The organism is Paenibacillus sp. (assembly GCF_031177825.1).
Classification (GTDB): domain Bacteria; phylum Bacillota; class Bacilli; order Paenibacillales; family YIM-B00363; genus Paenibacillus_AE.
Genome location: NZ_JAPSKE010000001.1, coordinates 138,143 through 164,716, shown reverse-complemented (window position 1 = coordinate 164,716; position 26,574 = coordinate 138,143). Strand labels below are relative to the sequence as shown.

The 26,574-nt window shown below is 60.5% G+C and carries 26 protein-coding genes and 1 pseudogene; 18 read left to right on the top strand and 9 right to left on the bottom strand.

The features are described 5' to 3' along the window. Positions 1–7: 7 nt before the first annotated feature. Genes RIN49_RS00710 through cysK form a run of 3 tightly spaced genes read left to right on the top strand, consistent with a single transcriptional unit; the run spans position 8 to position 2,478 of the window. Entirely contained in the window at positions 8–778 is a 771-nt protein-coding gene (locus RIN49_RS00710) for an ABC transporter permease (RefSeq protein WP_309118242.1), read from the top strand. After that, positions 779–1,516: an ABC transporter ATP-binding protein gene (locus RIN49_RS00705; protein ID WP_309118241.1), complete on the top strand. Its 738-nt coding sequence runs from the start codon at positions 779–781 to the stop codon at positions 1,514–1,516. It begins immediately after the preceding gene. A 38-nt stretch (positions 1,517–1,554) separates the two neighbouring features. Next, the gene (gene cysK, locus RIN49_RS00700; RefSeq protein WP_309118496.1) at positions 1,555–2,478 is read left to right on the top strand and encodes a cysteine synthase A; all 924 of its coding nucleotides are present in this window, start codon (positions 1,555–1,557) and stop codon (positions 2,476–2,478) included. Between the two features lie 55 nt (positions 2,479–2,533). On the opposite strand, the gene RIN49_RS00695 is transcribed toward cysK, so the two are convergent. Next, a complete protein-coding gene (locus RIN49_RS00695) occupies positions 2,534–2,686 on the bottom strand; it encodes a hypothetical protein (protein ID WP_309118240.1) in 153 nt (50 codons plus the stop codon). Between the two features lie 110 nt (positions 2,687–2,796). After that, positions 2,797–3,687, bottom strand: coding sequence for a LysR family transcriptional regulator (locus RIN49_RS00690; RefSeq protein WP_309118239.1), 891 nt, complete (start codon positions 3,685–3,687; stop codon positions 2,797–2,799). A 125-nt stretch (positions 3,688–3,812) separates the two neighbouring features. Between RIN49_RS00690 and RIN49_RS00685 the strand changes: the two are divergent. From RIN49_RS00685 to RIN49_RS00675, 3 genes and pseudogenes are all read left to right on the top strand, one after another. Next, positions 3,813–4,331 (top strand): annotated as a pseudogene (locus RIN49_RS00685) (acyl-CoA thioesterase); the annotation flags it as partial. Between the two features lie 416 nt (positions 4,332–4,747). Then, positions 4,748–5,761, top strand: a complete 1,014-nt coding sequence (locus RIN49_RS00680; protein ID WP_309118238.1) for a LacI family DNA-binding transcriptional regulator — start codon at positions 4,748–4,750, stop codon at positions 5,759–5,761. Between the two features lie 92 nt (positions 5,762–5,853). Next, positions 5,854–7,200, top strand: a complete 1,347-nt coding sequence (locus RIN49_RS00675; protein WP_309118237.1) for an FAD-dependent oxidoreductase — start codon at positions 5,854–5,856, stop codon at positions 7,198–7,200. 13 nt (positions 7,201–7,213) lie between these two features. Here RIN49_RS00675 and RIN49_RS00670 read toward each other — a convergent pair whose 3' ends face one another. Then, positions 7,214–8,023: a peptidylprolyl isomerase gene (locus tag RIN49_RS00670; RefSeq protein WP_309118236.1), complete on the bottom strand. Its 810-nt coding sequence runs from the start codon at positions 8,021–8,023 to the stop codon at positions 7,214–7,216. Positions 8,024–8,173: 150 nt separating this feature from the next. On the opposite strand from RIN49_RS00670, the gene RIN49_RS00665 reads away from it, so the two are divergent. Then, positions 8,174–8,443, top strand: a complete 270-nt coding sequence (locus RIN49_RS00665; protein WP_309118235.1) for an HPr family phosphocarrier protein — start codon at positions 8,174–8,176, stop codon at positions 8,441–8,443. Positions 8,444–8,486: 43 nt separating this feature from the next. On the opposite strand, the gene RIN49_RS00660 is transcribed toward RIN49_RS00665, so the two are convergent. Beyond that, positions 8,487–8,882 carry an SET domain-containing protein gene (locus RIN49_RS00660; protein WP_309118234.1) on the bottom strand — a complete coding sequence of 132 codons (396 nt, stop codon included), beginning with the start codon at positions 8,880–8,882 and terminating at the stop codon, positions 8,487–8,489. A gap of 224 nt (positions 8,883–9,106) precedes the next feature. Between RIN49_RS00660 and RIN49_RS00655 the strand changes: the two genes are divergently transcribed. Continuing rightward, positions 9,107–9,925, top strand: coding sequence for a phytanoyl-CoA dioxygenase family protein (locus tag RIN49_RS00655; RefSeq protein ID WP_309118233.1), 819 nt, complete (start codon positions 9,107–9,109; stop codon positions 9,923–9,925). An 83-nt stretch (positions 9,926–10,008) separates the two neighbouring features. Here the strand turns inward: RIN49_RS00655 and RIN49_RS00650 are convergent, their stop codons facing one another. Next, positions 10,009–10,695 carry a hypothetical protein gene (locus RIN49_RS00650; protein WP_309118232.1) on the bottom strand — a complete coding sequence of 229 codons (687 nt, stop codon included), beginning with the start codon at positions 10,693–10,695 and terminating at the stop codon, positions 10,009–10,011. A 115-nt stretch (positions 10,696–10,810) separates the two neighbouring features. Between RIN49_RS00650 and RIN49_RS00645 the strand changes: the two genes are divergently transcribed. From RIN49_RS00645 to RIN49_RS00635, 3 genes are read left to right on the top strand one after another with little or no spacing between them, the layout of a single operon-like run. Next, on the top strand, positions 10,811–11,575 hold the full coding sequence (locus RIN49_RS00645; RefSeq protein ID WP_309118231.1) for a gluconate 2-dehydrogenase subunit 3 family protein: 765 nt from the start codon (positions 10,811–10,813) through the stop codon (positions 11,573–11,575). Positions 11,576–11,599: 24 nt separating this feature from the next. After that, positions 11,600–13,315: a GMC family oxidoreductase gene (locus RIN49_RS00640; protein ID WP_309118230.1), complete on the top strand. Its 1,716-nt coding sequence runs from the start codon at positions 11,600–11,602 to the stop codon at positions 13,313–13,315. A gap of 40 nt (positions 13,316–13,355) precedes the next feature. Then, entirely contained in the window at positions 13,356–13,748 is a 393-nt protein-coding gene (locus tag RIN49_RS00635; protein ID WP_309118229.1) for a c-type cytochrome, read from the top strand. A gap of 38 nt (positions 13,749–13,786) precedes the next feature. On the opposite strand, the gene RIN49_RS00630 is transcribed toward RIN49_RS00635, so the two are convergent. Further along, entirely contained in the window at positions 13,787–13,969 is a 183-nt protein-coding gene (locus tag RIN49_RS00630) for a twin-arginine translocase TatA/TatE family subunit (protein WP_309118228.1), read from the bottom strand. Positions 13,970–14,119: 150 nt separating this feature from the next. On the opposite strand from RIN49_RS00630, the gene RIN49_RS00625 reads away from it, so the two are divergent. The 4 genes from RIN49_RS00625 (at position 14,120) to RIN49_RS00610 (ending at position 19,356) form a co-directional block, all read left to right on the top strand. Further along, positions 14,120–14,878, top strand: a complete 759-nt coding sequence (locus RIN49_RS00625; protein WP_309118227.1) for an IclR family transcriptional regulator — start codon at positions 14,120–14,122, stop codon at positions 14,876–14,878. 100 nt (positions 14,879–14,978) lie between these two features. Beyond that, positions 14,979–15,854, top strand: coding sequence for a fumarylacetoacetate hydrolase family protein (locus tag RIN49_RS00620; RefSeq protein ID WP_309118226.1), 876 nt, complete (start codon positions 14,979–14,981; stop codon positions 15,852–15,854). 46 nt (positions 15,855–15,900) lie between these two features. After that, positions 15,901–17,355, top strand: a complete 1,455-nt coding sequence (gucD, locus tag RIN49_RS00615; RefSeq protein ID WP_309118225.1) for an alpha-ketoglutaric semialdehyde dehydrogenase GucD — start codon at positions 15,901–15,903, stop codon at positions 17,353–17,355. Between the two features lie 51 nt (positions 17,356–17,406). Beyond that, the gene (locus RIN49_RS00610) at positions 17,407–19,356 is read left to right on the top strand and encodes a YjhG/YagF family D-xylonate dehydratase (protein ID WP_309118495.1); all 1,950 of its coding nucleotides are present in this window, start codon (positions 17,407–17,409) and stop codon (positions 19,354–19,356) included. A 24-nt stretch (positions 19,357–19,380) separates the two neighbouring features. Here RIN49_RS00610 and RIN49_RS00605 read toward each other — a convergent pair whose 3' ends face one another. Continuing rightward, complete coding sequence (locus tag RIN49_RS00605; RefSeq protein ID WP_309118224.1) at positions 19,381–20,121, bottom strand: EcsC family protein; 741 nt, start codon at positions 20,119–20,121, stop codon at positions 19,381–19,383. 313 nt (positions 20,122–20,434) lie between these two features. Between RIN49_RS00605 and RIN49_RS00600 the strand changes: the two genes are divergently transcribed. After that, complete coding sequence (locus tag RIN49_RS00600) at positions 20,435–21,622, top strand: DHH family phosphoesterase (protein ID WP_309118223.1); 1,188 nt, start codon at positions 20,435–20,437, stop codon at positions 21,620–21,622. Positions 21,623–21,952: 330 nt separating this feature from the next. On the opposite strand, the gene wsfD is transcribed toward RIN49_RS00600, so the two are convergent. Continuing rightward, positions 21,953–24,202: a glycan biosynthesis hexose transferase WsfD gene (gene wsfD, locus RIN49_RS00595; protein WP_309118222.1), complete on the bottom strand. Its 2,250-nt coding sequence runs from the start codon at positions 24,200–24,202 to the stop codon at positions 21,953–21,955. A 152-nt stretch (positions 24,203–24,354) separates the two neighbouring features. On the opposite strand from wsfD, the gene RIN49_RS00590 reads away from it, so the two are divergent. Together RIN49_RS00590 and RIN49_RS00585 are read left to right on the top strand one after the other, a co-directional pair. Beyond that, a complete protein-coding gene (locus tag RIN49_RS00590) occupies positions 24,355–24,834 on the top strand; it encodes a hypothetical protein (protein WP_309118221.1) in 480 nt (159 codons plus the stop codon). Then, complete coding sequence (locus RIN49_RS00585) at positions 24,824–25,933, top strand: phosphodiester glycosidase family protein (protein ID WP_309118220.1); 1,110 nt, start codon at positions 24,824–24,826, stop codon at positions 25,931–25,933. Before RIN49_RS00590 ends, RIN49_RS00585 begins: the two co-directional genes overlap by 11 nt. A gap of 246 nt (positions 25,934–26,179) precedes the next feature. On the opposite strand, the gene RIN49_RS00580 is transcribed toward RIN49_RS00585, so the two are convergent. Beyond that, positions 26,180–26,518 (bottom strand): L,D-transpeptidase, encoded by a 339-nt coding sequence (locus tag RIN49_RS00580; RefSeq protein WP_309118219.1) that lies wholly within the window; start codon positions 26,516–26,518, stop codon positions 26,180–26,182. Between the last annotated feature and the right edge of the window lie 56 nt (positions 26,519–26,574).

The window sequence follows — 26,574 nt, the reverse complement described above, 5'->3', positions numbered from 1 at the left end:
CGACACGATGCGAAGCATTCGTAACATTTGGCCGTTCCTGGCTGCGGTGGCCTCGCTTCTGGCGCTTCTGCAGCTCGGGAATTGGCTGAATCCGATCCTTTTCCCGTCTCTGCCCTCCGTATTCGATCGTCTCGTAGGCAGCTTAGGCGACGAGAAATTTTGGCAAACCGTCGGGGCAAGCCTGTACCGATTGTTCGTCGGATATCCGATCGCCTGCCTCGTCGCGGGATTCCTGGGACTCGTCGCAGGGTTGTACCGCGGCTTTGCTTTATATTTGCGTCGTCTGATCGCCATTCTGCAATCGATCCCGCCGATTACTTGGTTGCCGTTCTTAATGATCATCTTCGGCTTCGGCGACGTACCGATCATCCTCATCGTCATGATCGCCAGCTTCTTCCCGATGGCGATCTCGGTCATGAACGGAACGGAGGGCGTCGTCCGCACCCATCTGGAGGTCGCCAAGGTACTCGGCGCGAATAAAGGTCAGCTGCTCCGCAAGGTTTATTTGCCCGAGACGTTCCCGGCGTTCATTACGGGGGCGCAGGTCGCCTTCGGCAACGCCTGGCGATCGCTCGTCGCGGGCGAGATGGTCGGCAGTACGATGGTCGGACTCGGCTTCTCGATTACCTTCACGGCTAACGTCGCCGATATGAGCGGTCTAATCATGTATATCATCGTCATCGGCACGTTCGCGACGCTGCTGGACCAGGTGCTGCTCGAACGGTTGAAACGCAGACTTCTTCGCTGGCGGTACGTCGGCGGTGGGGAGGAACGATAAATGCAAACGTTGGAATTGCGTCAGGTCAGCAAGTCGTTCGGCGATTTGCAGGTGCTGAAGGACATCCGGCTGAAGGTCGAACGGGGCGAATTCGCGGCGATCGTCGGACCGTCGGGCTGCGGCAAGAGCACGGCGCTTCGGATGTTCGCGGGGCTCGAGACGGCGTCGGAGGGCGAGGTGCTCTCGGGAGACGTCAAGATCGAAGGTCCGTCGCCGCGCCGCATGATGATCTTCCAAGAGCATGCGTTATATCCGTGGCTTACGGTAGAGCAAAATGTCGGGATGGGCTTGGAAATCGCCAATATGCCGAAGCGGGAGCGCCTTGCTCGCATTAACGAGGTGCTCGATAAGGTGAACCTGAACGGGTTCAATCACTATTTCCCGTCCCAGCTGTCCGGCGGCATGCGGCAGCGCGTCGCGATCGCGCGGGCGCTCGTCATGGATCCGGAGATTTTGCTGCTGGACGAGCCATACGGCGCGCTGGACGCGATGACGCGGCTCAAGATGCAGAACGAGCTGATCCGAATTTGGCACGGGACCGGCAAGACGATGCTCCTGATTACGCACGATATCGACGAAGCGTTGTATTTAGCGGATAAAGTATACGTCATGAGCCCGAGGCCCGGTCAGATCATTCGCACGATCCATCTCGACAGCCCTCGGCCGCGTAATCGGCACAGCCAGGAGTTCGTCTCGCATCGGCAAGAAATCATGCAGCTCTTAGGACTGGAAGAGTAAGAGCCAACGAGTAGAAGGAGGGGATATCGTTGCCTAAGATGGTTACGTCCGTCATGGATTTAATCGGAGAGACGCCGATCGTACGGCTGAACCGGGTCGCGGCCGACGTTCCTGCATCCGTCTATATGAAGCTTGAATCCTTCAATCCCGGCAAGAGCGTCAAGGATCGCGCCGCGGCGAATATGATTCGGGTCGCGGAGCTGGAAGGACGAATCCAGCCGGGGCGCACGACCGTCATCGAGCCGACGTCCGGCAACACCGGCATCGGCCTCGCGATGGTATGCGCCGCGAAGGGGTACCGCTGCATCATTACGATGCCCGACAACGCCACGAAAGAGCGAATTCTGGTTATGAGAGCGTACGGCGCCGAGGTTTATTTGACGCCCGCCGCCAAGCGGATGACCGGCGCGATCGAGAAGGCGAACGACCTCGCGGCTACCGTCCCCGATCCGTTCATTCCGATGCAGTTCGAGAACGCGGCGAATCCCGACGCGCACCGGCAGACGACGGCTCTTGAAATCTACGACGCCTTCGAAGGGAAGTTGGATGCCCTCGTTGTGACGGCCGGAACCGGAGGAACGGTGACGGGCGTCGGGGAAGAGCTGAAACGGCGGATTCCCGGAATACGGATTTACGTGATCGAGCCGGCCGGTTCGCCCGTGCTGGCGGGAGGTACGCCCGGGCCGCACAAAATCCCGGGCACCGGACCGGGCTTCGTCCCGCTCATTCTGAACCGCGCCGCCTTCGACGAAATTCTTCCTATCGAAGACGACGACGCGCAGCGGATGGCTCGACGGCTGGCGCGGGAAGAGGGCATCCTGGTCGGCGCATCGGCGGCCGCATCGGCGTTCTACGCCGTTCAAGTCGCGAAAAGCTTGCCGGCCTCCGCGCGGGTGCTCAGCCTTGCGCCGGACAGCGGCGAACGATATTTATCTTCGGATTTATTCGACTTCGAGAATTGACCGAATGAAAAGCGCACGGCCCCCGTCATTCGGGGTCCGTGCGCTTTGTTCGTCTTTATTGACGGCGGGATTTGCCGTTGTTGCCCTTGAACGCCTGAGCCGCTTCTTCCGCCGAAAACTCCGTATCCTCGGCCCCCGGAACCGGCATTTTGTTCAGCTCCGTCGATTGTACGGCCGCTTTAGCAGCTTGCTTTTGCTTCTTAGCCATGTTGCACCTCCTTCTGCGATCGGACAACCGTATTATTCGCGATAAGGAGGGCTTTTACCCTTGGAAAACTTCTAAAGGCTACCGCCGGTCGCGATGCGCGGCGATCCTTCTCAGCTGAACGTCCACCCCTTCAGCAGCTCGATCCACGCTCGCGCAGCATAAGGCAAATACCGCTCCTTCCGCCAAATCATCGCGAGCCTCCACTTCGGCTCCGGGGAGGCGAGCGGAACCGTTCGAACGTCGGGGTCGTCGATCTTGTCGCAGACGTTCTGCGGCAGGAACGCGACGCCGAAGCGAGCGGCGACCATCCCCGTCATGAAATCCCATTGCGCCGTCTCCAGCGCGATCTCCGGCCGGAACCCTTCCTCCGCGCAAGCCTGCAAGATGAGATGATGCAGCGTAAACTGCTCCCCGAACAGGATGAACGGCTCGGCGGCCAACTCGCGAAGCGCGATCGACGTGCGAGAAGCGAGCGGATGCTCCGCGTGCAGCACCGCCCGGAGCTCGTCCTCGAAGAACGGACGGATCGTGAACGCCGCTTCGTTCTCCACGGGCAGGATGACGATGCCGACGTCCAGGTCGCCGGCTTCGACGGCGGTTTCGATGCGCTTACCGCCTTTTTCGATTAGTTTGATATTGATATGCGGATACTTGGCGCGGAAATGTTCGAGAATCGGCGGGAAGTACCGCCCGCCGATCATGGGAGGCAAGCCGAGCAGGAGGTCGCCTCTTCGCAGCTCGAGCAGATCGTCCAGCTCGGTCGTCATGTTTTCCACCGAGGTTAAGATGCCTTGGGCCGAGCGAAGCAATATTTCGCCGGCGTCCGTCAGTCGGATGCGCTTGCTTCCGCCGCGCTCGAACAAGGTGACGTTCAGCTCTTCCTCCAGCAGCCGAACCATCTTCGATAAAGTCGGTTGGGTCACGTGCAGCCGTTCCGCGGCTTTCGTATAACTTTGCGCTTTCGCTACGGCGACGAAATATGCGAGTTGTCGTAAATCCAATGCAGCGGCCTCCTTGCTCTATAGATGGATGGAATGAAAATCATTCGATATATGTATTTTACTTATATTTCGAATCGATGTAGAGTGGTATGCATCATAGACTTGAGAGAAGGAGAGAAGCAGACATGACATTTTATACGAAAGCCGATTCGAAGCCCGCATCCGAATCGTATACGATAAAAGCATCGATCGTGCTTCCGCCCGACACGAACCATCACGGCACGATCTTCGGCGGCAAGCTGATGGCTTACATCGACGACGTCGCGACGATCGCGGCCACGCGCCACGCGCGCCGTCCCGTCGTGACGGCATCCACGGACTCCGTCGATTTCCTGCATCCCGTGAAGAAAGGCGACGCGATCTGCCTGTCCGCCTTCGTCACTTGGTCGCATCGCACCTCGATGGAGGTGTTCGTTCGCGCCATCACCGAAGATTTGTTGACGGGGGAACGGAAGGTGTGCGCCACGTCGTTCCTGACCTTCGTAGCTTTAGACGAAGAAGGGAAGCCGATACACGTTCCCGGCGTCATCCCGCAGACGCAAGAGGAGAAATTGTTGTACGACAGCGCATTGGAGCGGAAGGAAGCACGCAAAATAAGACGACTTGAAAGCAAAAAATTCGCGGAATATCTCGGAGTCGACTATAAGCTCGGCGGAACGCCGGGACGGCGGCGAGACGACTCGACCGCCTTCGCGGGGCCGGCGGGATGGGAGGCCGGCGATCCGATCGCGGCCGAACGACAGACGGACGATCAAGGCGAACGGAACGCCGGTTCCGGCCGTCGGACGACCGTCGCCGAACGAACCACCGCAGCCGAATCGCGCGCCGTCGAGCGACGGAACGCCGCCGGCAACGAGTCAGCTGCGGGAGAGAAGAAGTCCGCCGAACGCGCTTATGCTTCCCTGTGGGAAGACTGGAATTAACATAAATAACGCGGCCTCCGTCCCGAACATCGGGAGGGAGGCCGTTTTTATTTCCGGACCATGGTTGACAGCCGGCGCGGCTTCCATAATAATGGTCGTAAGCAGAGTTGTGCGCGCTCCCAGAAGAGGGTGGTCAGATGGCGCATACATTGGAATCGATCGCGGAACTTGCCGGCGTGTCCCGAGGCACCGTCTCTCGGGTCGTGAACGGGCAGCCCGGCGTCAAGCCGAACGTACGGGAGCGGGTGCTCGCCGTCATCGAACGGACAGGGTACGTTCCGAATCCGCAAGCCAGAAGCTTAGCGGGCGGGAGGACCGGCAATATCGGCGTCGTCGTCTTCGGCGACAAGCCGGACTTCTTGAAGCATCATATCTTCTTCGAAGCGTTGCAGGGCATCCAGGAGCAGACGGCTTCGAACGACTGCGATCTGCTGTTGTACGCGAACCGGAAGGAAGCGGACGCGGAGTATTGGAAGCGGATCGCCACGAAGCGGAAGACGGACGGCCTCATCATTATGGGAGAGCGAATCCAACCGGAGTACCTGCATTACTATCGGCAACGAGGCATCCCCTACGTGTTAATAGGGAAGCGGGTGTTCGGCTCCCTGCCGCTCGCCTGCGTCGCCTCCGATTACCGCGGCGGGGCGTATCGCGCGACGAAGCATCTGTTGGAGCGGGGAAGACGTCGCATCGCGTACATCCAAGGCCTTCCCGACATGCATCACGAGAACGAACGGTTCGCCGGGTATTGCGAGGCGCTCCGGGAAGCCGGACTCGACATGGACCCGTCGCTGATCGTCGCCGGGCGCGCCGACCGAGAGGAAGCGGTTCGGGAGATGCGGCTGCTGCTGGAGAGGCAAGCGTCGTTCGACGCGGTGTTCGCCGCCAACGACCTGATGGCGCTCGGCGCGATGGATGTCCTGCAGGAGAGCGGACGCAGCGTGCCGGAGGACGTGGCGGTCGCGGGCTACGACGACATCGCGCAGTCGCGCCATGCATCGCCGCCGCTGACGACGGTTCGGCAGGAGAAGGAGAAGCTCGGCAGGGAAGCCGCCGCGCTGTTGTTCGAGATGCTGCGCGGCGGGCTGCCCGCGGATGCGTCGAAGGACGTCGTCATCGATAACGAATTGATCGTCAGAGCTTCGACGTAAGAGAAGGAAGCCGCCATGGCGGGGGCGGTTGTCCTTTTTCTTCGGTCAAAAATGGGAGCGCTCCAAAAAAGATGGAAGGGTTGTGATCGCGAATGTCCAAGATGAACTATGAGGTAGCGGTGCTCGGCGGAGGTCCGGCCGGCATTACCGCCGCGCTCGGCGCGGCGCGTAACGGCGCGAAGACGATCGTGGTGGAACGATACGGCTTTCTGGGCGGGATGTCGACCGCGGCGATGGTATATCCGTGGATGACGTTCCATTCCGCCTCCGGCGAACAAGTGATCAAGGGGATCGCGCAAGAAATCGTGGATCGGCTCATGGCGCTCCATGCGTCTCCCGGGCATCTTCGGGATACGATCGGCTTCGTACATACGCTGACCCCGTATCATCCCGAGGTGTACAAAGCGTTGGCCGGGCGCATGTTGAAGGAAGCCGGCGTGGACATCCTGCTCCACACGTCGGCGATCGACGTCAAGACGGAAGGGGAGCGAATCGAATCGATTACGCTGTACAATAAGAGCGGCGTCTCGACGCTGTCCGCGAACGTATTCGTCGACGCTACCGGGGACGGAGACATCGCGGCGATGGCCGGCGTACCGTACGAGAAGGGCAATGCCAACGGGAAAGTGCAGCCGATGACGATGAAGTTCCGGATGCGCGGCGTAGACGTCGACAAGGTAAAGCGGGCGATGCAGGACGATCCGTCGAATTTCTACGAGAAATCGTTGACGTCCGAGCTGGATCGGCTTCCGGTGACGGGCGTTATGGGGTTCTACGCGCAGTGGAAAGCTGCCGGATTGCCCGTCGAACGCGACGGACTGCTGTTCTTCGTCGGTCCGAACGAAGACGAGGTGCTCGTCAACGTATCCCGCGTCTCGGGGTTGGACCCGACGGATATCGGGGATTTAACGAAAGCGGAATTCGAGGGACGGGAACAGGTGCTTCTGCTGGAGTCTTTCTTCCGGGATCGTATTCCGGGCTTCGAGAAGGCGAGCGTCTCGGCGGTCGGCGCCCAGATCGGCGTCCGGGAAACCCGCAGAATCACAGGGAAGTATGTGCTGAACGGCATCGACGTGTTGGATGGCCGCAGATTCGACGACGTCGTCGCGCGGAGCGGCTATCCGATCGACATCCACGATCCGGAGGGCAGCGGCGTCACCGCCAATTTCATCCGCGAAGGCGGCGCATACGACATTCCGTACCGGAGCATCGTGCCGATTCGCACGACGAATCTGCTGCTCGCGGGACGGTGCATCTCGACGACGCACGAGGCGCAGGCGACGACCCGGCTGACGCCGAGCTGCATGGCGATCGGGCAAGCGGCCGGCGCGGCGGCCGCGCTCGCCTCGTCGCTCCGGCGCGAAGTCGAAGCGATTCCGATCCTCGAGCTGCAGGAGAGGCTGGCGGCCGGCGGCGCCGAACTCGGCTTGAAGAAGTAAGCCGACGCAATGATTATTTCTTCGTAACGGAGACGCTCAGAATGGTGACGGGGGACACCGGCCGGCTGAGTTCTCCGTTGTTTTCTTTCACCGGAGCGGCGGCGATATCCAAGACGACATCCATGCCGTCCACGACCTTGCCGAAGATCGTATAGTTCGGGTTGGAATTCAGCAATTCGCTTTCCTTCCCCGTACCGATGAAAAATTGGCTGCCGTTCGTATTCGGGCCGGCGTTCGCCATCGCGACGACGCCCGGCTCGTACCGGTGCCCGTTGTTCAGCTCGTCCTTGAAGGCGTAGCCGGGACCGCCTCGGCCCGTTCCCGTCGGGTCGCCGGTCTGGATGACGAAATCTTTCAGGACGCGGTGGAAGATGACATTTTCGTAAAAGCCTTCGTTCGCCAAAAATACAAAATTGTTCACCGTTACGGGAGCGTCCTTCGCGAACAGCTCGATCGTAAAGCTCCCCTTGGACGTCTCGATCGTCGCTTCGTAAGCCGCTTCCGCGTCGATCGTCATCGCGGGCGGCGCGGCGTACCGGTTGCCGACGTAGATCGTCTCGCGTTTCGGATCGTAATGGACCGGCTTCCCGATCGACTCGCTCATATAACGGAGAGGCACGTACGTAGTACCCTTATACACGAACGGCGTTCCTTGCTCCGGCGCGATCGGCTTGTCTTGGCCGTCGAATACGAATCGAAGCTGTTTGAAAACCACTTCGATCTGCTGCCCTGCGGCGCTCGCCCCGACCGACGCGGTCATCGCCGCCCCGATCAGGATGCCCGTCGTCAATACTTTCAGCTTGCCCCAAGTCTCTTTCTTCATTTCATTCTCCTCCGATTTCGATGCGATATTTCCGCTACTCCGATTATATCGGCATTCGGCAAGAAATCATTGACTTTCTACGTGGATGCGATTACAAATTTACTATAGGAAGGATCCGCTAGGCGCGGCGAGAGAGAGAGATGAGCGAGAATGAGAGTACATCGCCTTACGATTGCGAACGACTTCGGAATCGAGGAGCTGCAGCGGATGTCGCAGGAAGCCGGCAAATTCAGCGCCGACATCTTGATCGAATACGAGGAAGACGGGACGTCGTTCAAGATCGACGTGAAGAGCGTGCTCGGCACGATGCTGCTTGCGCTTCGGCGAGGGACGGACATCCTGCTGCGCACGAAGGGGAAGGACGAAGAGGAAGCGATCCATTGGATCAGCGATACGTTCGAGAGAGGTTCCCGAACGTAAAGAGACCGACAAGAAGGCCGACGTCGCCGTCGGCCTTCTTCTTTCAATCTTCGGACGGTTCGGAAGGCTCCGTGAACCAGAGCGGGTCCATGCAGTCCTCTTCTCCGTTGTAGTTGATGAATATTTCTTCGCCCGCCACGATATCTTTATAGGCATAGAAGTCGAAGGTATGCTTCTCGAAGCTGATCTCGTACGTCGCGTTCGGCTGGTACGAATGGTTGAACAAGCTGCCGTAGCCTAACAGAATGGCCGTATGGTTCGCGCCGTACTCGTAGACGTAGTCCGCGAGAACCGTCTTCTCGATATGCTCGTGCTCTTCGTTCGGATAAGGGATGACCGGCGCTTCGTGGATCAGCTCTCCCTTCGCGATATTGCGCGTGGCGAACACGCCTCTTTTGAACTCTCCGGCCGACACCGCGGATGTTTTGATTTCGATCATCGATGGTCACCTATATGCTTTCTTATGAATTAAATTGCTGCGCAGGTTGATGGATGCAACCAACCTTGAGTGTACCGTATGGACGACGAATCGGCAACCGCCGGCCAATGACGCCTCTCCGGCGCGGAACCAAAAATATCGTCCGGCGGAAATAGAAATATGTCGTGTTGTTCCCGGGTCGGAAGCGGTAGACTGGAACAAACTTCAGAGCTGGAGAGATCCTTATGACGGATGCATACGAACCTGCCGCGATTATGGGCGCCCTATATGGACCCGGGATCGCGGGGTTGAAGGGAGCGTTCCCCCGCGAGTGGGCGGAGGCGCTCAAGGAAGATCTCGACGCGTTGTACCAGGACGCGCTGCAGCGGCCCGGCGGCACGGTCGGCCGCGGACCGAAACGTCATTACGTCGAAATTCATCCGGAGGATCTTCGCGGATTCGTCGAGTTGGCTGCGCATCCTTGGGTGAGGACGGTGTGCGAGACGGTGCTCGGTCCGGACTACAACATCGTCGAGATCGGCTTCGACGTACCGAATCCCGGCGCCGTCGATCAACCGTGGCATCGCGACTTCCCGTCGCCTGAAGAGACGTACAAGGGGAGACGTCTCACTTCGCTCGCCTTCAATGTCACCGCGGTCGACGTCGAACCGGACATGGGGCCGTTCGAGATCGCGCCCGGCACGCAGTGGGACGCCGCCGCGGATTTCGAGCACGGCATGTTTCCGCCGCAGCACCGCTATTCCCGGTACGAAGCGAGAGCGGAGCGGAAGATGCCGAAGATGGGGGACATCTCCGTCCGTTCGGCGCTGACGATCCACCGCGGGACGGCCAACCGCTCCGATAAAGCGAGGCCGGTTCTCGTTCTAGGCGTCGACGCGCCGGGAGCGAACAACCACGAGCGGCACGATCTGCAGGTGACCCAAGCTTATTACGAAACGTTGCCGGACGAAGTGAAGCGTCATCTGTTATGCCGCATCGTGGAACGATTGGAACCGATCGTGCAGAAGCACGACATCGAAGGCTTGAAGATGGGCGAAGCATAAGACTTCTGGCCGGTCGTAGGACCATCCCTTCTCGAAAACGGACACCTCCATGGAGGTGTCCGTTTCTGTATCCGCCGCATCTCCTATTCCTTCGCCAACTCCAGCAGCTCCGAGACGTCCGCGGCGACCGATCGGCCGGAGCCGGAAGCCGCCATGTTCGATTGAATGCGCTCGATCAGCTCGACGGCTCTCGCGTCCGTGACGGTCCGGATGCGCACATGGCCTTCGAACATCTCCTCCACTTGCTTCTTCGCGATCGCGAGGTTATCGTCCTCGGCGCTTCGCTCCACCTTCGTCCCTTCGTTGCGCGCGCCCTTGCCCGACATGCCCTGCGTCGGGCTTAACACTTCGTTCTGGAGCGCGTCGTATCGGTTCGAGACGATCGACGGCGTCTCCCGCGCCAAGATGACGGTGTCGTCGATGACGAACACTTCCACGCCTTCGACGCCTTCCGCCGATATCCGGGATTCGATATGCGAGGACACGCCGCCTTCGTGGAGCCCGGACGACCCGATCATGCTGTATACGGACGTCCCCATCCCGCTCGACGTCCGCCCGCGTTCGTTCGTCGTGTGCGTCTTCGGTCCGTTCACGCTCGGAATGACCCCGATATCGCCCCCGTGGGCGGACGTCCCTGCGCCGTCGTCATGGCCCTCATGCGGGACGACTTGCTCGTTGTCGTCCGCGGCTCGTCCGTCCCCGCCGCATCCGCTTACGAGGGCCGATATTCCGAATAAGACGGCGACGGCTGCTAGATAGCTTCGTTTCATATGTATCCCTCCTCCGAAATTTATGATTAACATGCCCATTGGATTTTAATGTATGAATGGTTTTTCATAGGGGAACACCACTGTCAAAGACTATTGCGCGGGAGGTTTCACGACGATGGACGAACAGGAACGTCCGAAGACGAACGACGATCAAGCGAAAGGGATGTCGCGCCGGCAGTTTCTGATTAAATCCGGATATACCGTGGGCGGCGCCGTTCTCGGCGGCGTCCTGGGGTATTTGCTGCCGAGGCGTCAGGAGGAAGCGGCGCCTCCGGCCGCCCCTGCCGCGGAGGGGAACGATTACGGACAAGCGCTCATGTTTTTCACGCAGGAGCAGTTCTCGATCGCGCAAGCGGCGACGGAGCGCATCTTCCCGACGGACGAGAACGGTCCCGGCGCGAAGGAGCTCGGCGTCGCTTACTTCCTCGATCATCAACTCGCTAGCGAATGGGGCTTCAACGCGAGAGATTATATGCAAGGCCCGTTCTTCGTCGGGGAGAAGGTGCAGGGCTATCAGGGGCGGTTGAAGCGGAGGGACATTTTCCAAATCGGACTTCGGGAAATGCAAAACTATAGTCAAAGCCAATACGGTAAAGCGTTCGTCAACCTGACGGAGGAAGAGCAGGACGCGGTGCTGACGGCGTTCCAAAACGACGAAGTGCCGGTGACGACGATTTCCGCCAGCGGATTCTTCAGTATGCTCCGCAGCAGTACGTTGGAAGGCGTCTACAGCGATCCGTTGTACGGCGGGAACAAAAACATGGCCGGGTGGGCGATGCGCAATTACCCCGGCAGCCAGATGTCTTACACGCAAATTATGGATAAAGAGTTCACGAAGGTGCCGCCTAGAAGCTTGAAAGATCATGTAGCGCATTCTTGAGGGTGCGAGAAGGGGGATGGACAGATGGCCAAGAAATTGCCGAAGACGGACGTCGTCATTATCGGCGTCGGCTGGGCCGGCGGCATCATCGCATCCGAGCTGACGAAGAACGGCTTGTCGGTCGTCGGGTTGGAGCGCGGGATGGAACGGACGACGGAAGATTATTTCATGGTTCACGACGAGCTTCGCTATGCGCTTCGGTACGAATTGATGCAAGACCTGTCGAAGGAAACCATTACGTTCCGAAGCAACGAGAAAATCCGGGCGCTGCCGATGCGGCAGTACGGATCGTTCCTGCTGGGGGAAGGCCTCGGCGGCGCGGGCGTGCATTGGAACGGCCAGACGTTCCGCTTCCTGCCGTACGACTTTCAAATCCGAAGCTTGACCGAGGAACGGTACGGGAAGAACAAAATTCCGGCGGAGATGACCATTCAGGATTGGGGCATTACGTACGACGAGCTGGAGCCGTATTTCGACGCGTTCGAAAAGATGGCCGGCATCTCGGGAGAGGAAAATCCGCTCGGCGGCAAACGCTCCAGCCCGTATCCGACGCCGCCGATGATCCAAACCCCGTCGATGAAGCGATTCGCGGATGCGGCGAAGAAGTTGAACTTGCATCCGTTCACGATGCCGTCCGCCAACCTATCGACCGCTTACACGAATCCGGACGGCGTATCGAGGGCGCCGTGCCAGTATTGCGGGTATTGCGAGCGGTTCGGCTGCGAATTCGGCGCGAAGGCGGACCCCGTCGTGACGGTCATCCCGGTGGCGAAGAAGACGGGGAAGTTCGAAATTCGCACCCACTCGTACGTGCGGCGCATCCTGCATACCGGGGGCAAAGCGACGGGAGTTCTCTATACCGACATAACGACGGGGGAAGAGATCGAACAGCCGGCGGATGTCGTGGTGCTTACGGGATACGTGTTCAACAACGTTCGTCTTCTGTTAATGTCGGAGATCGGAAAACCGTACGATCCTGCGAGCGGCACGGGCGTCGTCGGGAAAAACTATGCGTACCAAGTTCAGAAGGGGAGCGCGATGGGGTTCTTCGACGACGCGGAATACAATCTGTTCGCCGGAGCCGGGTCGCTCGGCATGAGCTTAGACGACTACAACGGGGACAACTTCGATCATTCCGAATTAAATTTCATCCACGGAGGGAACATAACTCTTACGAATACGGGGCAACGTCCGATTCAAAACAATACCGTTCCCTCCGGCACGCCGAAATGGGGCAAGGAGTTTAAAGCCCAGTCGCTCAAGTACGCCAACCGCGTGCTGAAGGTAGGCGGGCAAGGCGCGTCCATGCCGTTCCGGCATCACTACCTTGACCTCGATCCTACCTATAAGGACGCATTCGGAGATCCTCTCGTTCGGATCACGTTCGATTTCGAAGAGCAGGATCGTCAACTGGCGAAGTTTCTGGCCGATCGATGCACGGACATCGTCAAGGAGATGGGACCGACCGTAATGGAGTCCATGAAGGAGTTAGGACCTTACGAGATCATGACATATCAGTCGACGCATAATACCGGCGGCGTCATCATGGGGAGCGATCCGAACACTTCGGCGGTCAACAACTACTTGCAGATGTGGGATATGGAAAATTTGTTCGTGATCGGCGCCTCGGCCTTCGCGCACAACAGCGGATACAACCCGACGGGTACCTTGGGGGCGCTCTCTTACCGCGCGGCGGAAGGGATCGCGGCGTATAGCAAGAAGGGCGGAATTCTCGTGTGACGCGAGTGGAATCAATCCAAAGCGAGGGAGATGTTTTACGATGGTGAAAATCCGATGGATGCTGCTTTGCATGGCGCTTGCCGCATCGCTCTCCGCGTGCGGCGGAGGCGGCGGCAACGATGCCGGCGACGCTCCCGCGGGGGATGACGCGCCTCCCGCCGGGACGGAGAACGGCGCCGCGGGCGACGCGGGCGGCGGGGATCTCGAAGCGACGGCGAGACCGATCTACGAAGGGAACTGCTTGGCATGCCACGGGACGGACTTGGCCGGCGCGGGAAACTTCCCGAGCCTGCAGCAGGTCGGCGCGGAGATGTCGCAGGAAGAGATCGCGGCCAAGATCGCCGGCGGCGGGAACGGGATGCCGGCGTTCGAAGGCCGATTGACGGACGACGAGATCGGCGCGCTCTCGCAATGGCTCGCGGCGATGAAGTAAACATAAAGGTCGACGGCGGGTGCATTCGCCGTCGACCTTTATTTTTGTTCTTCCTTGTCGTCCTCGAAATCGGACACGAGCTCGCGCGTCGAGGTTTTGAATTCGTGCAGCGTTCGTCCGAAGCTGCGCCCTAACTCCGGCAACCGCGAAGGGCCGAAGATAAGCAGGGCGACGAGCAAGAGCAAGACGAGGCCGGGGATCCCGATGTTTCCGAACGGCATAGACTGGACTCCTTCCATTGGTACTTTCTCATTTTCGTATAGGATGCCCTTATAGACACGAATGCGATTCCTTGCTATCCTTAGGATAATCAATGCCATAATGTGGAACGTAGTTTTATATTATAGAACAAAATGAGAGGAGCGTCCTACATGCCGTTAATTCAATCGGTCCAGCGGGCGCTGCAAATCGTCGATTTATTCGACGAACGGACGCCGGAGCTGAAGATCACGGAGATCAGCGCCCGCATGCAGCTGCACAAGAGCACCGTACATTCCCTTCTGAAGACGTTGGTGCATCATGGATATATCGCGCAAGACGAGGAGACCGGAAAATATCGGCTCGGCTTGGCTTTGGTCGAGAAGGGAAATTTGCTCCTGCAGTCGATGGATCTTCGTTCGATCGCGAAGCCGTACGTCTCCGAGCTGTCGGCGAGGAGCGGGCAGACGACGCATCTGGTCGTATTGGACGGGAGGGACGGCGTATATATCGATAAGGTGGAAGGGGCGAAGGCCGCCATTCGGTACTCTCGCATCGGACGGCGCGTCCCGCTGCACAGCAGCGCGGTCGGGAAAGCGTTGGCCGCGTTCCGTCCGATCGAAGCCGTCCATGCGCTGCTCGAAGGCTATGCGTTCGATAAGCGGACCGAGCGGACGATCGGCGATCGGGAAGCTTTCTTAGCGGAGCTATCCCGCGTTCGAGGGTGCGGCTTCGCGATCGACGATGAGGAGAACGAGCCCGGCGTCCGGTGCGCGGCCGCGCCGATCTTCGACTATAGCGGCGTCGCGGCAGCGGCGGTCAGCGTCTCGACGATGACTTCGTCCGTCGACGACGCCGCGCTGCGGGCGTTGATCGACGAGCTGCTGGAGGCGGCGAAGGCGATCTCTCGGCAGCTCGGGTACAAGGGGTAATCCGTCGGTCTCGTCTTCGGCCGCGGGTTTCTTCCGGCGGTCCACATACGAGAACGATGTTTTATAATATAAAACCATTTATTCTTAGGGAGGTATGTTCATGAGGCTGATTCGGTATCGGGAGGAACATGGCTGGCGGCTCGGCGCGGTTCCGGACGGCGTCGACGAGGCGTATTCGCTGCCGGATACGGACGTCTTCGCGCTTCTCCGGCGGGCGGCGGCGGCCGGGGTAACGGCGGCCGATGCGGCGCGCGCTTCGATTCGAGAAGCGTCCCCGCTGACGAACGACTGGCGGAGCCTTCCGCTCGGCGTTCCGATCGAAGCGCCGGAAGTGTGGGCCGCCGGCGTCACGTACCAGCGCAGCCGGGAAGCGCGCAATTACGAAGCGACCGGCGGGAAGCTCGACGCCGGCACCTTCTACGACAAAGTATACGACGCGGAACGCCCCGAACTTTTCTTCAAGTCGACGGCGGCGCGCACGGTCGGGCCCGGCGGCGAAGTTTCGCTACGCAGCGATTCCTCGTGGCAGGTTCCGGAGCCCGAGCTCGGCGTCGTGTTGGACGGCGACGGCCGCATCGTCGCGTATACGATCGGCAACGACATGAGCTGCCGAGACATCGAAGGAGAGAATCCGTTATATTTGCCCCAGGCGAAGATGTGGAAGCAGTCTTGCTCGCTCGGACCGGCGCTGCGCCTGGCGGAGACGACGCCGGATCCGTACGCGCTCGGCATCGAGCTTCGCATCTACAGGGACGGCCGGTTGGTCGTCGAGGAGCGCGCCAATACCGGGCAGCTGAAGCGGAGCCTGGAGGAACTCGTCTCGTTCCTGCGCCGGGATAACGTGCTCTTCGAAGGCACGGTGCTGCTCACCGGCACCTGTATCGTGCCCCCGAACCAATTTACGCTGCAGGCGAACGACCGAATCGAGATCGACATCGCCGGCATCGGTACGTTGGTCAATTCCGTCGTCGCATAAGGAAGTCCTTGTAAGCGGATACATATTTCGAGAGAGGATGAACCTAATGAACGATACTCCCGTGTATGGGAACTACATCGGCGGAGCATGGGTCGCGGCCGCGGGCGGCGCGACGGTGCCGAGCGTCAATCCGGCGAACCGCTCCGTGGTCGGAGTCGTGCCGGCTTCGACGCGGGCGGATTTGGACCGCGCCGTCGAAGCGGCGAACGAGGCGCGCCGCGCCTGGAGGAAGCTGACCGGGGCGCAGCGCGGAACGCTGTTGTACAAGGCGGCCGATCTGATGGAACGAAGACTCGACGAGATCGGGGCCACGATGACGCGGGAGATGGGCAAGACGTTCGCCGAGGCGAAGGGCGAAACCGCCCGGGGCGTCGCGATCTTACGATATTACGCCGGGGAAGGCATGCGCAAGACGGGCGACGTCATACCGGCGACGGACGCCGAAGCGCTCATGTATACGACCCGAGTGCCTCTCGGGGTCGTCGGCGCCATCACGCCGTGGAATTTCCCTGTCGCGATTCCGATTTGGAAGATCGCGCCGGCGCTCATCTACGGGAATTGCGTCGTCTGGAAACCGGCGACGGATACTGCGGTCACCGCCGCGAAGGTGATGGCTTGCTTCCACGAAGCGGGCTTCCCGGCCGGGACGATCCAGATGGTCGTCGGCGGCGGTCGAGAGATCGGACAGGGCATGGCCGAGCACCCGGGCATTCACGGCCTCACGTTCACCGGGTCGAACGCGGTCGGGAAGCAGGTCGGAGCGGCGGCGTTCGCGCGGGGCGCGAAATACCAGCTTGAGATGGGCGGGAAAAATCCGATCGTCGTGGCGGCCGACGCGGATCTTGAGTTGGCGGTCGAAGCGACGATCAACGGCGGCCTTCGGTCGACCGGTCAGAAGTGTACCGCCACGAGCCGCGTCATCGTCGTGAAGGACGTGTACGACGCGTTCCGAGCGAAGCTGCTTGACAAGGTCGCGACGCTGAAGGTCGGCGACGGGATGCAGCCGGATACTTGGCTCGGGCCATGCGCGAACGAAAGTCAGTACGACACGGTGCTGTCGTACATTCGTCATGGCGTCGAAGAGGGCGCTCAGCTCGTCTTCGGCGGAACGAAGCCGGCCGACGAGGCGCTGAAGGACGGCTTCTACGTTACGCCGGCGGTGTTCGAAGGCGTCACGTCTCGGATGAAAATCGCTCAGGAGGAAATTTTCGGCCCGGTGCTGGCGCTGCTTCGGGCGGAATCGCTGGAGGAAGCGATCGAGCTGGCGAACGACGTCGAATACGGGCTCAGCGCTTCGTTATACACGAAGAACATCGGGCAAGCGCTCGCGTTCGTACAGGAGATCGACGCCGGATTGGTTCGCGTCAATGCGGAGACGGCTGGCGTCGAGCTGCAGGCGCCGTTCGGCGGGATGAAGCAGTCGAGCTCGCATTCCCGCGAGCAAGGGCAGGCCGCGATCGAATTTTACACGTCCGTGAAAACCGTATTCCTCAAACCCTAATCCGACCGAAGGGACCGATGCTCCGTGAGTTCCGCCGATTTGATTTCCGTAATGGGACCGGAGGACGACGACGTCTTCCGCATACACACGCATGCGCCCGGACCGAGCGGCTCGCTGCCGCTGACGCCGGATCAGCTTCGGCACGCGCCGAGCGGCGACTTGTTCGGCTGGTCGCAGAACGTCGGCATGGGGCTGGCGCCGAGCCGGCTCGGCGGGCCTGAGGTGCTGCTGCTCGGCACGATGGGCGGCATCCGGGACGCGGACGGACGGCCGATCGCCCTCGGCTATCATACGGGCCACTGGGAGATCGGCCTGCTCATGCAAGCCGCCGCCCGGGAGGTCGCGGCGTCCGGGGGCGTCCCGTTCGCGGGCTACGTCAGCGATCCGTGCGACGGACGTTCCCAAGGCACGACCGGCATGTTCGATTCGCTGCCATACCGGAACGACGCCGCGGTCGTCATGCGCCGCCTGATCCGCTCGCTGCCGACGCGCAAGGCGGTAATCGGCGTGGCGACATGCGACAAGGGGCTTCCGGCGACGATGATCGCCATCGCCGGCATGTCGCGGCTGCCGGGCGTCATCGTCCCCGGCGGCGTGACGCTGCCGCCGACCGTCGGCGAAGACGCCGGGAAAATCCAGACGATCGGGGCGCGGTACGCGAACGACGAGCTGTCGCTCGAGGAAGCGGCGGACCTCGGCTGCCGTGCCTGCGCGACGCCGGGCGGCGGCTGCCAGTTCCTCGGCACGGCCGGCACCGCGCAGGTCGTCGCCGAGGCGCTCGGCTTGACCGTGCCGCACGCCGCCCTCGCGCCGTCCGGACAGCCGGTATGGGAGGAGATGGCGCGTCAATCGGCCCGCGCCGCGATGCGCGCCGCGAAGAGCGGCTTGACCGTCGGCGCGATCGTGACGGACGCGGCGATTCGCAACGCGATGGCGGTTCACGCCGCGTTCGGCGGCTCCACGAACTTGCTGCTCCATATTCCGGCCATCGCGCATGCCGCCGGGGTTCGCATCCCGGACGTCGCGGACTGGGCGGATGTGAATCGGGCGGTGCCGCGCATCGTGAGCGTGCTGCCGAACGGGCCGATCCACCACCCGACGGTGCGCGTCTTCCTGGCCGGCGGGGTGCCCGAGGTCTGTCTGAAGCTGCGCCGACTCGGCGTGCTGGACGAGAAGGCGTTGACGATCGCCGGGGCGACGCTGGGGGAAGCGCTCGACTGGTGGGAGTCTTCGGAGCGCAGGCATCGGATGCGCAAGCGTCTGCGGGACGTCGACGGCATCGATCCGGACGACGTCGTCTTTACGCCCGAACGGGCGCGAACGGCCGGCTTGACGTCGACGGTGACGTTCCCGGTCGGCAACCTCGCGCCGGAAGGCTCGGTCATCAAGTCGACCGCGATCGATCCGTCCGTCGTAGGGGACGACGGGGTGTACCGGCATATCGGGCAGGCGAAAGTATTCGTCTCCGAGAAGGCCGCCGTCAAGGCGATCAAAATCGGCGGCATTCAGGCGGGGGACGTGTTGGTGCTCATCGGCCGAGGGCCGAGCGGCACCGGAATGGAAGAGACGTACCAGCTGACGTCGGCGCTGAAGTTTTTGCCGTTCGGGAAATATGTTTCGCTGCTGACGGACGCGCGGTTTTCCGGCGTGTCGACGGGCGCTTGCATCGGGCATATCGGGCCGGAAGCGCTGGCGGGCGGACCGATCGGCAAGCTGCGCGACGGAGACCGGATCCGCATCGAGATCGATCGGGTGAGGTTGACCGGCCGCGTCGACTTCGTCGGAGAGGGAGAGGAGACATTCGACGCGGACGAGGGCGAGCGGCGCCTGGCGATGCGAACGCCTCACCCGGACCTGGCGCCGGATCCCGAGCTGCCGGACGATACGCGAATTTGGGCGGCGCTGCAATCGGTCAGCGGCGGCACCTGGCGCGGCGGAGTATACGACGCGGACCGGATCGTGGCGGCGTTGGAAGCGGGGAAGAAGGCACTGGGTTGGTAAACTTTCGAAGGAACGGCGTTCTCTTTATTTAGAAGCATCGCTGAGTCTGCGCATGCGGTACGCGTTCATCGCGACCTCGCCGAGCTCCTCCAAGATGGTGTAATTGGCCCAGGCGCCTGCGACCGCGCCGATGCCGGGCACCATCTGGAGCATCTTCCGGAAATCGATCGAATCCCTATACTCCTTCTGGAACGTCTCCCAATCCATGCGTCGGTAATACTCGGAATCCGAAGACCATCGTTCCTTCTCGACGTCCCATCGCTGGATCGAATCCAGCACGTATTCGCGCTGCGCGTTGCTCGAGAAGGCGAGTCGGAACACGTTCAGCAGAAAGATCCGCTCGGAAAACGACTTCGTATCGTAGCCGTACACATGCGCCAGCTCGAACAACAACTTCATCTTGATCGCGATCAAGGCCGGGAAATCCACGGCGTTCAGCAGCAGGCCGCCCGCGCCGGTGCCGGCGCCTTCGGCCGTCGCGATCTTCTGGTATAACGAGAGCGTATTTCTCGCTTCATGATCGGCCTCTTCGAGCGTCGCCGTGCGGTGCACCTTCCGCCGAGGCGTATATTCGGCGCCGAAGAGCGCCGTACGAACGATCGATCGTACGGTCGCCGTGATGGCTTGATGCATCTTCGCGGGGATCAGCTCGTTGATCTTCGTACTGATCGTCTTCGAGGTTCGCTCGAGCCAACCCGGCGGTTCCGTCAGGCGACGCTCCCATACGTCCAATTCGAACCGAATGCGCTGTTCATATTCGTTCAATGGTTCTTTTCTCCCGTCCTTCGAAGTTTCGGTGGTTCCATGCCGCTATTGTAAAGAAGTTCCTTCGGTTCGGAAAGAGGCTGCGGCAGGAGGCCGGACTCGACGAAGGTCGGGGAGGCGGCGTCTACAGCGCGGCCAGCTTTCGCGCCGCCAGACTTTCTTTCCTAGAATATACTGTATTCTCCTCGCCCCTCGATCCGTTCCCACCTGCCGCCTCGACGGCGAAAACCTTCCATAGGGAATAAAGTGGAAACCGATCGGGAAACCCTACCCATGGCAACACTATCTCGCGCGGCAAGGGGACCGGGAATCCATGCATCACTTATACACGCACAACGATCTCGACGGCGTCGGCTGCGGCGTCGTCGCGCGCTGCGCCTTCGGCGATAAAATCGAAATACGGTACAATTCCGTCCAAAGCATCAACCCGCAAGTATCGCGATATATGGATGCGTATCGAGAGAAGCCGAAGAAGGGCGGGTTCTTGTTCGTTACCGACTTATCCGTATCCGAGGAGGTCGAGGCTCGAATCGACCGCTTCCTGCAAAACGGCGGCAAAGCTCGACTGTTGGACCACCACAAAACTTCGCTGCATCTGAATCGGCATCCGTGGGCGACCGTGCAGGTCGAATACGACGACGGCCGGCAGACGTCCGCCACGTCGCTCTTCTACGATTATCTGGTTCAGCATCGGATGCTGCAGCCGAACGAAGCGCTCGCAGCATTCGTAGAGCTTGTGCGCCAGTACGATACATGGGAATGGGAAACACACGACAACGTAATGGCGAAGCGGCTGAACGACTTGTTCTTCCTGTTGTCGCTGGACGAATTCGAGGATCGTATGGTCGAGCGGGTGCAACGGAAGGAGGCGTTCGCCTTCACCGACTTCGAGGAGAAGCTGCTCGAGCTGGAGGAAAGCAAGATCGATCGGTACGTGCGTCGGAAAAAGAGAGAGCTGGTCCAGACGTTCGTCTCGGACCGGTGCGTCGGCATCGTGCATGCCGAGTCGTATCATTCGGAGTTGTCGCACGAGCTTGGGAAGGCGTTCCCGCATCTGGATTATATCGCGATCTTGAACGTCGGAGGGAAGAAGCTCAGCCTGCGGACGGTGCACGACCACGTCGACGTCTCCGATATCGCGGCGGGGTACGGCGGCGGCGGACACGCGAAGGCGGCGGGCTGTCCGCTCAGCGACGCCGCGTTCCGCGCCTACGCCGTCGAGCCGTTCGCGCTCGACCCGCCCCGGCCCGACGCCGACAGAAACGAGTATAACGTCAAGGGCTCGGAGTACGGCGCGTTATACGAAAATCGGGCGGGGGAGCAGCTGTTTCTGTTTCAAGCCGAAGGACGGTGGCACCTCGACGCGAACGGGGAGACGGCGGAACCGGCGTTCGACGCGTTCGAGGAAGCCGAACGTTACGTGAAGCGGCGGTATGCCGCATGGCTCGTTCGCGACGATGCGTTCATTCAATATTTAATGGGGCACGCGAGCAAGCGGTAATACAATTGGGGAGGAGTTCCCCAATTATCGGTGTGGCATGCCTCAAAAATTGCGGAATGACGCCCCGATTTATTGCACCCTACCGAGACGAAACTCGAGTTGGGCGGCCAATTGGGGAGGAGTTCCCCAATTATCGGGGCGGCATGCCGTAAAAATTGCGGAATGTCGCCCCGATTTATTGCACCCTACCGAGACGAAACTCGAGTTGGGCGGCCAATTGGGGAGGGATTCCCCAATTATCGGTGTGGCATGCCGTAAAAATTGCGGAATGTCGCCCCGATTTATTGCTTCCTACCGAACTGAAGCCGCTTAATCCGATGCGTCAGTCAGCTATGGTAACCTGGGCCCGTCGACCCGGTACGGGCGTTCCGCCGTGCCGGAGCCGCTCCGGGCGGACGCGTCCGAGCGCAGAAATACGGCGGGCGCGACGCCGATCCGTTCGACGGCGGCGTCTCGGTGATAGACGAAGCCGTCCTCGCCGACGATACGGACCATGCTGGCGCTTCCGGCGTACGGCGTCCTCACCCAATAGGGCGTCGCGTTTCCTTGCAAGTTCGCCTTCGTTAAGGAGGAGCCCCGCATGGAGACATAGCGGACAAGCTGCTGCGCATCGAGCAGGAACACAACCTCGGACGCTCGCCGCCCGTACGCGCGATCGTAGTTTTGCTCCGCATCCCGGGGAATGCTGCTCCAATAATGAGGTTGATCGCCGAATTGCTTCCGGTCGACGCGAGGCGCCGACACGAGGGTGTTCAGGGCAGCGGCATTCAGCAGCTTGCGTTCCTCGTCGGTAAAGCCGGCGAGGAACGCCTCGTTCAGCCAACGCCTGAGGTCCGAGGTTTCCCAATCGTTCGATCCGTAGCTTCTTGCTTTCTCACCCGCCGGGAGCGATTCGTCCTCGGCGTCGAAGGGCTTCGCGGCGATCGCGTCTCGGGACCATAACAAGTAGCCTTCCATCTCTTTCGCGAGAACGGTCCATAACAACGGCTTGTCTTCATACCGGCCCAACTGCACCGTATCGCCGACGCGAATACCGGAGGCGGCGCTCGCCGGCGCGGACTCCGGGCTCTGCGACCGGTAGAAGGCTGGGAGCAGCAGAGCCGCCGCACAGACGATTAGGACGCCCCGCGCGGACGCGCGATCCGCGATCCACGCCGCGCCGACGAGCAGCATCAAGTCGAAGCAAGCGGCGAAGAGAAACATATGCTTCTGCAGATCCGCCTCCCCGTTGCCGAGCACCGGGACGACCCATTGCATCGCCGTCGTCGACAGCAACAGCAAGACGGCGCAGAGCGCAAGCTTCGTCCGGGCGCTCGTCGACGGCTGCCTGCCCAGCTTGACGAGCGTATAAGCGAACGCCGCAAGATAACAGACGAATCCCGCGACGACGATCGGGAAGGCGATGCCGACCGTCCGCTTGCGCAGCCCTTCCCACAGCGAGAATCGCTTCGTAAAGCTGAATCGCTCCAAGCCCGCATCCGGTTCGTAATTGCCTATATAGGAGGGACGCAGGAACACGCTTGCGTCCGCCGAAACGCGCAGCTTCTCGACGAGCCTGCCGGGATGCGATCCATAGAACCTAAGGATATCCGCATGCGACACGCGATCGTAGACGTCCCGTCGGAAGGCGTCGCCGTAGATATCGTACGGCGCGTCGGGCATATAACCGTGAGTGCCTCGGAGCGCGGCGTATTTCGGGTCGAGCCCAAGCTCCGCGGCATCCTCGACCGGCGTCGGGGAATCCTTCAACACCCCGAAGAAAATCGACTGGTATTGATTCACCTGCTTCATCCACTGCGGCGCTGCGGAGAAGAAGAGGATCGAGAAGAGCAGCAACGCGCCGCTTCCCGCGAGGACGGTCGCCCGGGAAAACCGATCCTTCCGGACGAGCAGAATCGCGCACCCGAACCATGCAAGGAGGACGCCGATCGGCGCATTCGCCACTTTGGCGGATACGAACAGCCCGCTGGACGCGTAATACAGTAGCAGCGGCAGCTTCCTCTGGGGATCTCCGTAGATGCACCATGCGACGCTGCCTGCCGTAAGCAGCAGCGCTGCGAGAATCGTCGCTTCGCCGTAGAAGGAATGAAAGTATAGAACATACCCCGCGTCGCAGAACATGAAGATCGCCGCAGCGAAGACGAGCAGTCTTGCGATCGGCCGCTTCGCGCCCAGCTTGGAGACGAAGAGAGCCAAGCCGGCGCCGTATATGACGATATATAGTCCCCCCAGGAACCGGATATCGAACAGAGAGACGTCCATCCCCATCCACCGGCGGAATCCGTCGTTCAGAAGGAGCGCCGCTTTCGTCAGCAGCATCTGGGAGCTGACGTATCCGAGTTCGTTTTCCAAGTCAGGGAATAACAGGTTACGTAGGCCGCCCATGGCCGCTTCGGTCAGGCGAAACTCCCGGAACGCGTGGAAGTACCTCGGATGCTCGTCGGGCAATAACCCCACCGGCTGCACCGCGCGGGCGTAATCGCTGTTATCGGCCAGCCCGACGAAGGGCGGCAGGAATAGGATCGCGCTCAAGACGAGAACGATGAGCGCCCATAGAAGCAAACCTCGCTGCGTAGTCAATCCATCCCCTCCGAAAACATCGATCCTTTCGCTTCCAGTCTGGCCTCGATTCGACGCTTCCATAACAGGTTTCGACATAATCTATGAAAAATCGCCCGCAAGTATGATAGGATTATAGTATCTCAACTAGAAACAACGAAAGGAACGGAACGATGAACGAAGCGTACTACGAATTGGAATCGAGAATGGAGCGATCTCCGAAGCAGCGGGAAAACAAGGCGGAACGCTCTTACAAGTGGGTCGCGAAGGCCGGGGTCGTCGCGTTGTGGCTGTTGTTGGCCGGCAGCGCCTTCGCGTTGGCGTATTATTACGTCGGCGGCATCCGCGCGGAGCTCGAACAGATTCAACGGACGAACCAACAACATATAGCGGACGTGAACGGGAAGTTAACGCAGCTGCAGGGCGCGCTGCAGTCGAACCAGGAACTAGCCGCGGCGCTTCAAGCGCAATTCGCCGTCGTCGAAAGCGAGTTGACCGCCGTGAAGGAGCAGATGTCGCTGGCCGGCGATTCGCTCAGTACGACGGCGGAATCGAAGAAGGCGCTGAACGAGCGGATTACGGACCTAAGTAAGGAACTGGAGGAGCTGCGCAAATCGATCAAGAAGCTGGAGGAAGCGGCGCGTGTTTACTAAATCGCTGATTCCGCTCGGCTTGCTCGTTACCGTACTGCTCGGCGTAACGGCGGGTTTTCAGCTGCGCTCCTCCGAGCTGAACGCCGCCTACGCGCCGGCCGTTCTGTCGTATGCGGACGCGGAAACGCCGATCGAAGGCGTAAGCAAGCTTGCCGACGACGTGTCGACCGCCTACGCGTCGATTGCGGATACGGCGAATGCGGCGGCCGAACGGCTGTCCGAAATCGATGCCTTCTTAACGGAATTGACGGAAGCCGCTCGACGGGAATCCGCTTTCGACGTCGAACAGCATGACGCGGTCGCGGAGCTGGTGAACAAGAGCAAGCAGCAAAATCAAGCGACGGAAGATACGCTCGAATCGGTGCTCAGCACGCAGCTCGGCAAGCCGATCGGCCAGACGTTCGGCAAGAAAGCTACCGTGAAGGTGTTTTCATTAAAGGAAGCGGGCTACCGGGGGTACTTGGCGAAGGTCAAGCTGCACGACCCGAAGGCGATCAAGCTCGTCATGTCGAACGACAAGATCGGCGATAAAGGCGAGACGACGAGCTCGGCGGCGAAACGCACCGACGCCGTGCTGGCGATCAACGCCGGCGGATTTTCGAAAGATAAGAACGGCCTTCTCTATCCGATGGGCGTAACCGTCGTCGACGGCGAGATCGTAGCATTCTACCAGACCGGACTCAGCTTCATCGGCATCAACAAAAACGGGCATTTGGTCGGCGGCGAAATTACTTCGCGGAAAGATATCGAAGCGCTCGACGTCGAACAAGGCGCCACGTTCGTGCCGACGCTGCTCCAAGACGGCAAGAAGCAGAAGATCCCGACCAAGTGGAAAAACAAACGGGAGCCGCGCACCATGATCGGTCACTTCTCGAACGGGGACTTGCTGCTTATCGTCATCGACGGCAGGCAGAAGGGCTACAGCAACGGCGTAACGCTCGAGGAAGCGCAGACGAAGCTGCTCGAGTGGAACGTCCGAGATGCCTACAACCTCGACGGCGGCGGATCGAGCGCCTTCGTGTACGACGGCAAATTGCTGAACAGCCCATCCGACGGACGGGAGCGGAAGGTCGTCTCCAATTTCGTCGTGCTGCCGTAATCGCGATGAACGAGCTAGTACCATTTTCCTGTATGAAAACGTAAGGAGAATCGCCTGAGATCCCGGACGAAACCGATCGTCGCCGGACGCGTCTCAGGCGATTTTCGGTTTCGGCGTCGTTACGGCGCTGCACTTCGAGCTCGGCATACGACCCCGTATATAGTCATCCGGCCGTTCCCGACCGGAAGCGTCGGATCTACATGATTTTCGTAAAGCGGCAATCGCTCGTCGACCGACGGAGGTCCGTTACGGCCGAATCGTTACCCTTGTCCCGACCGGCACAAGGGAAGACAGTTCCAGAACGTCCTTGTTATGCATTCGAACGCAGCCGCTAGACACTTCCCTCCCGATGGAAGACGGATCGTTCGTCCCGTGAATGCCATAGGTCGGCTTGGACAGTCCCATCCAGAATGCGCCGTACGGACCGCCGGGATTCGATTGCTTGTTAATGATTTTGTAATCGCCGGTGGGCGTCCGGGAGACCATCCTTCCGATGCCGACCGGAAATCCCCGCCTTACGATATCCCCATCGAGCAAATACAATCGCCGATCGGATAAATCTACGATGATTCGATAGTTCGGCACGCTCATCCTCCTCTTCGCCTTCAGATTCGTTCATTTAGGGTATGACGAAACCGGGA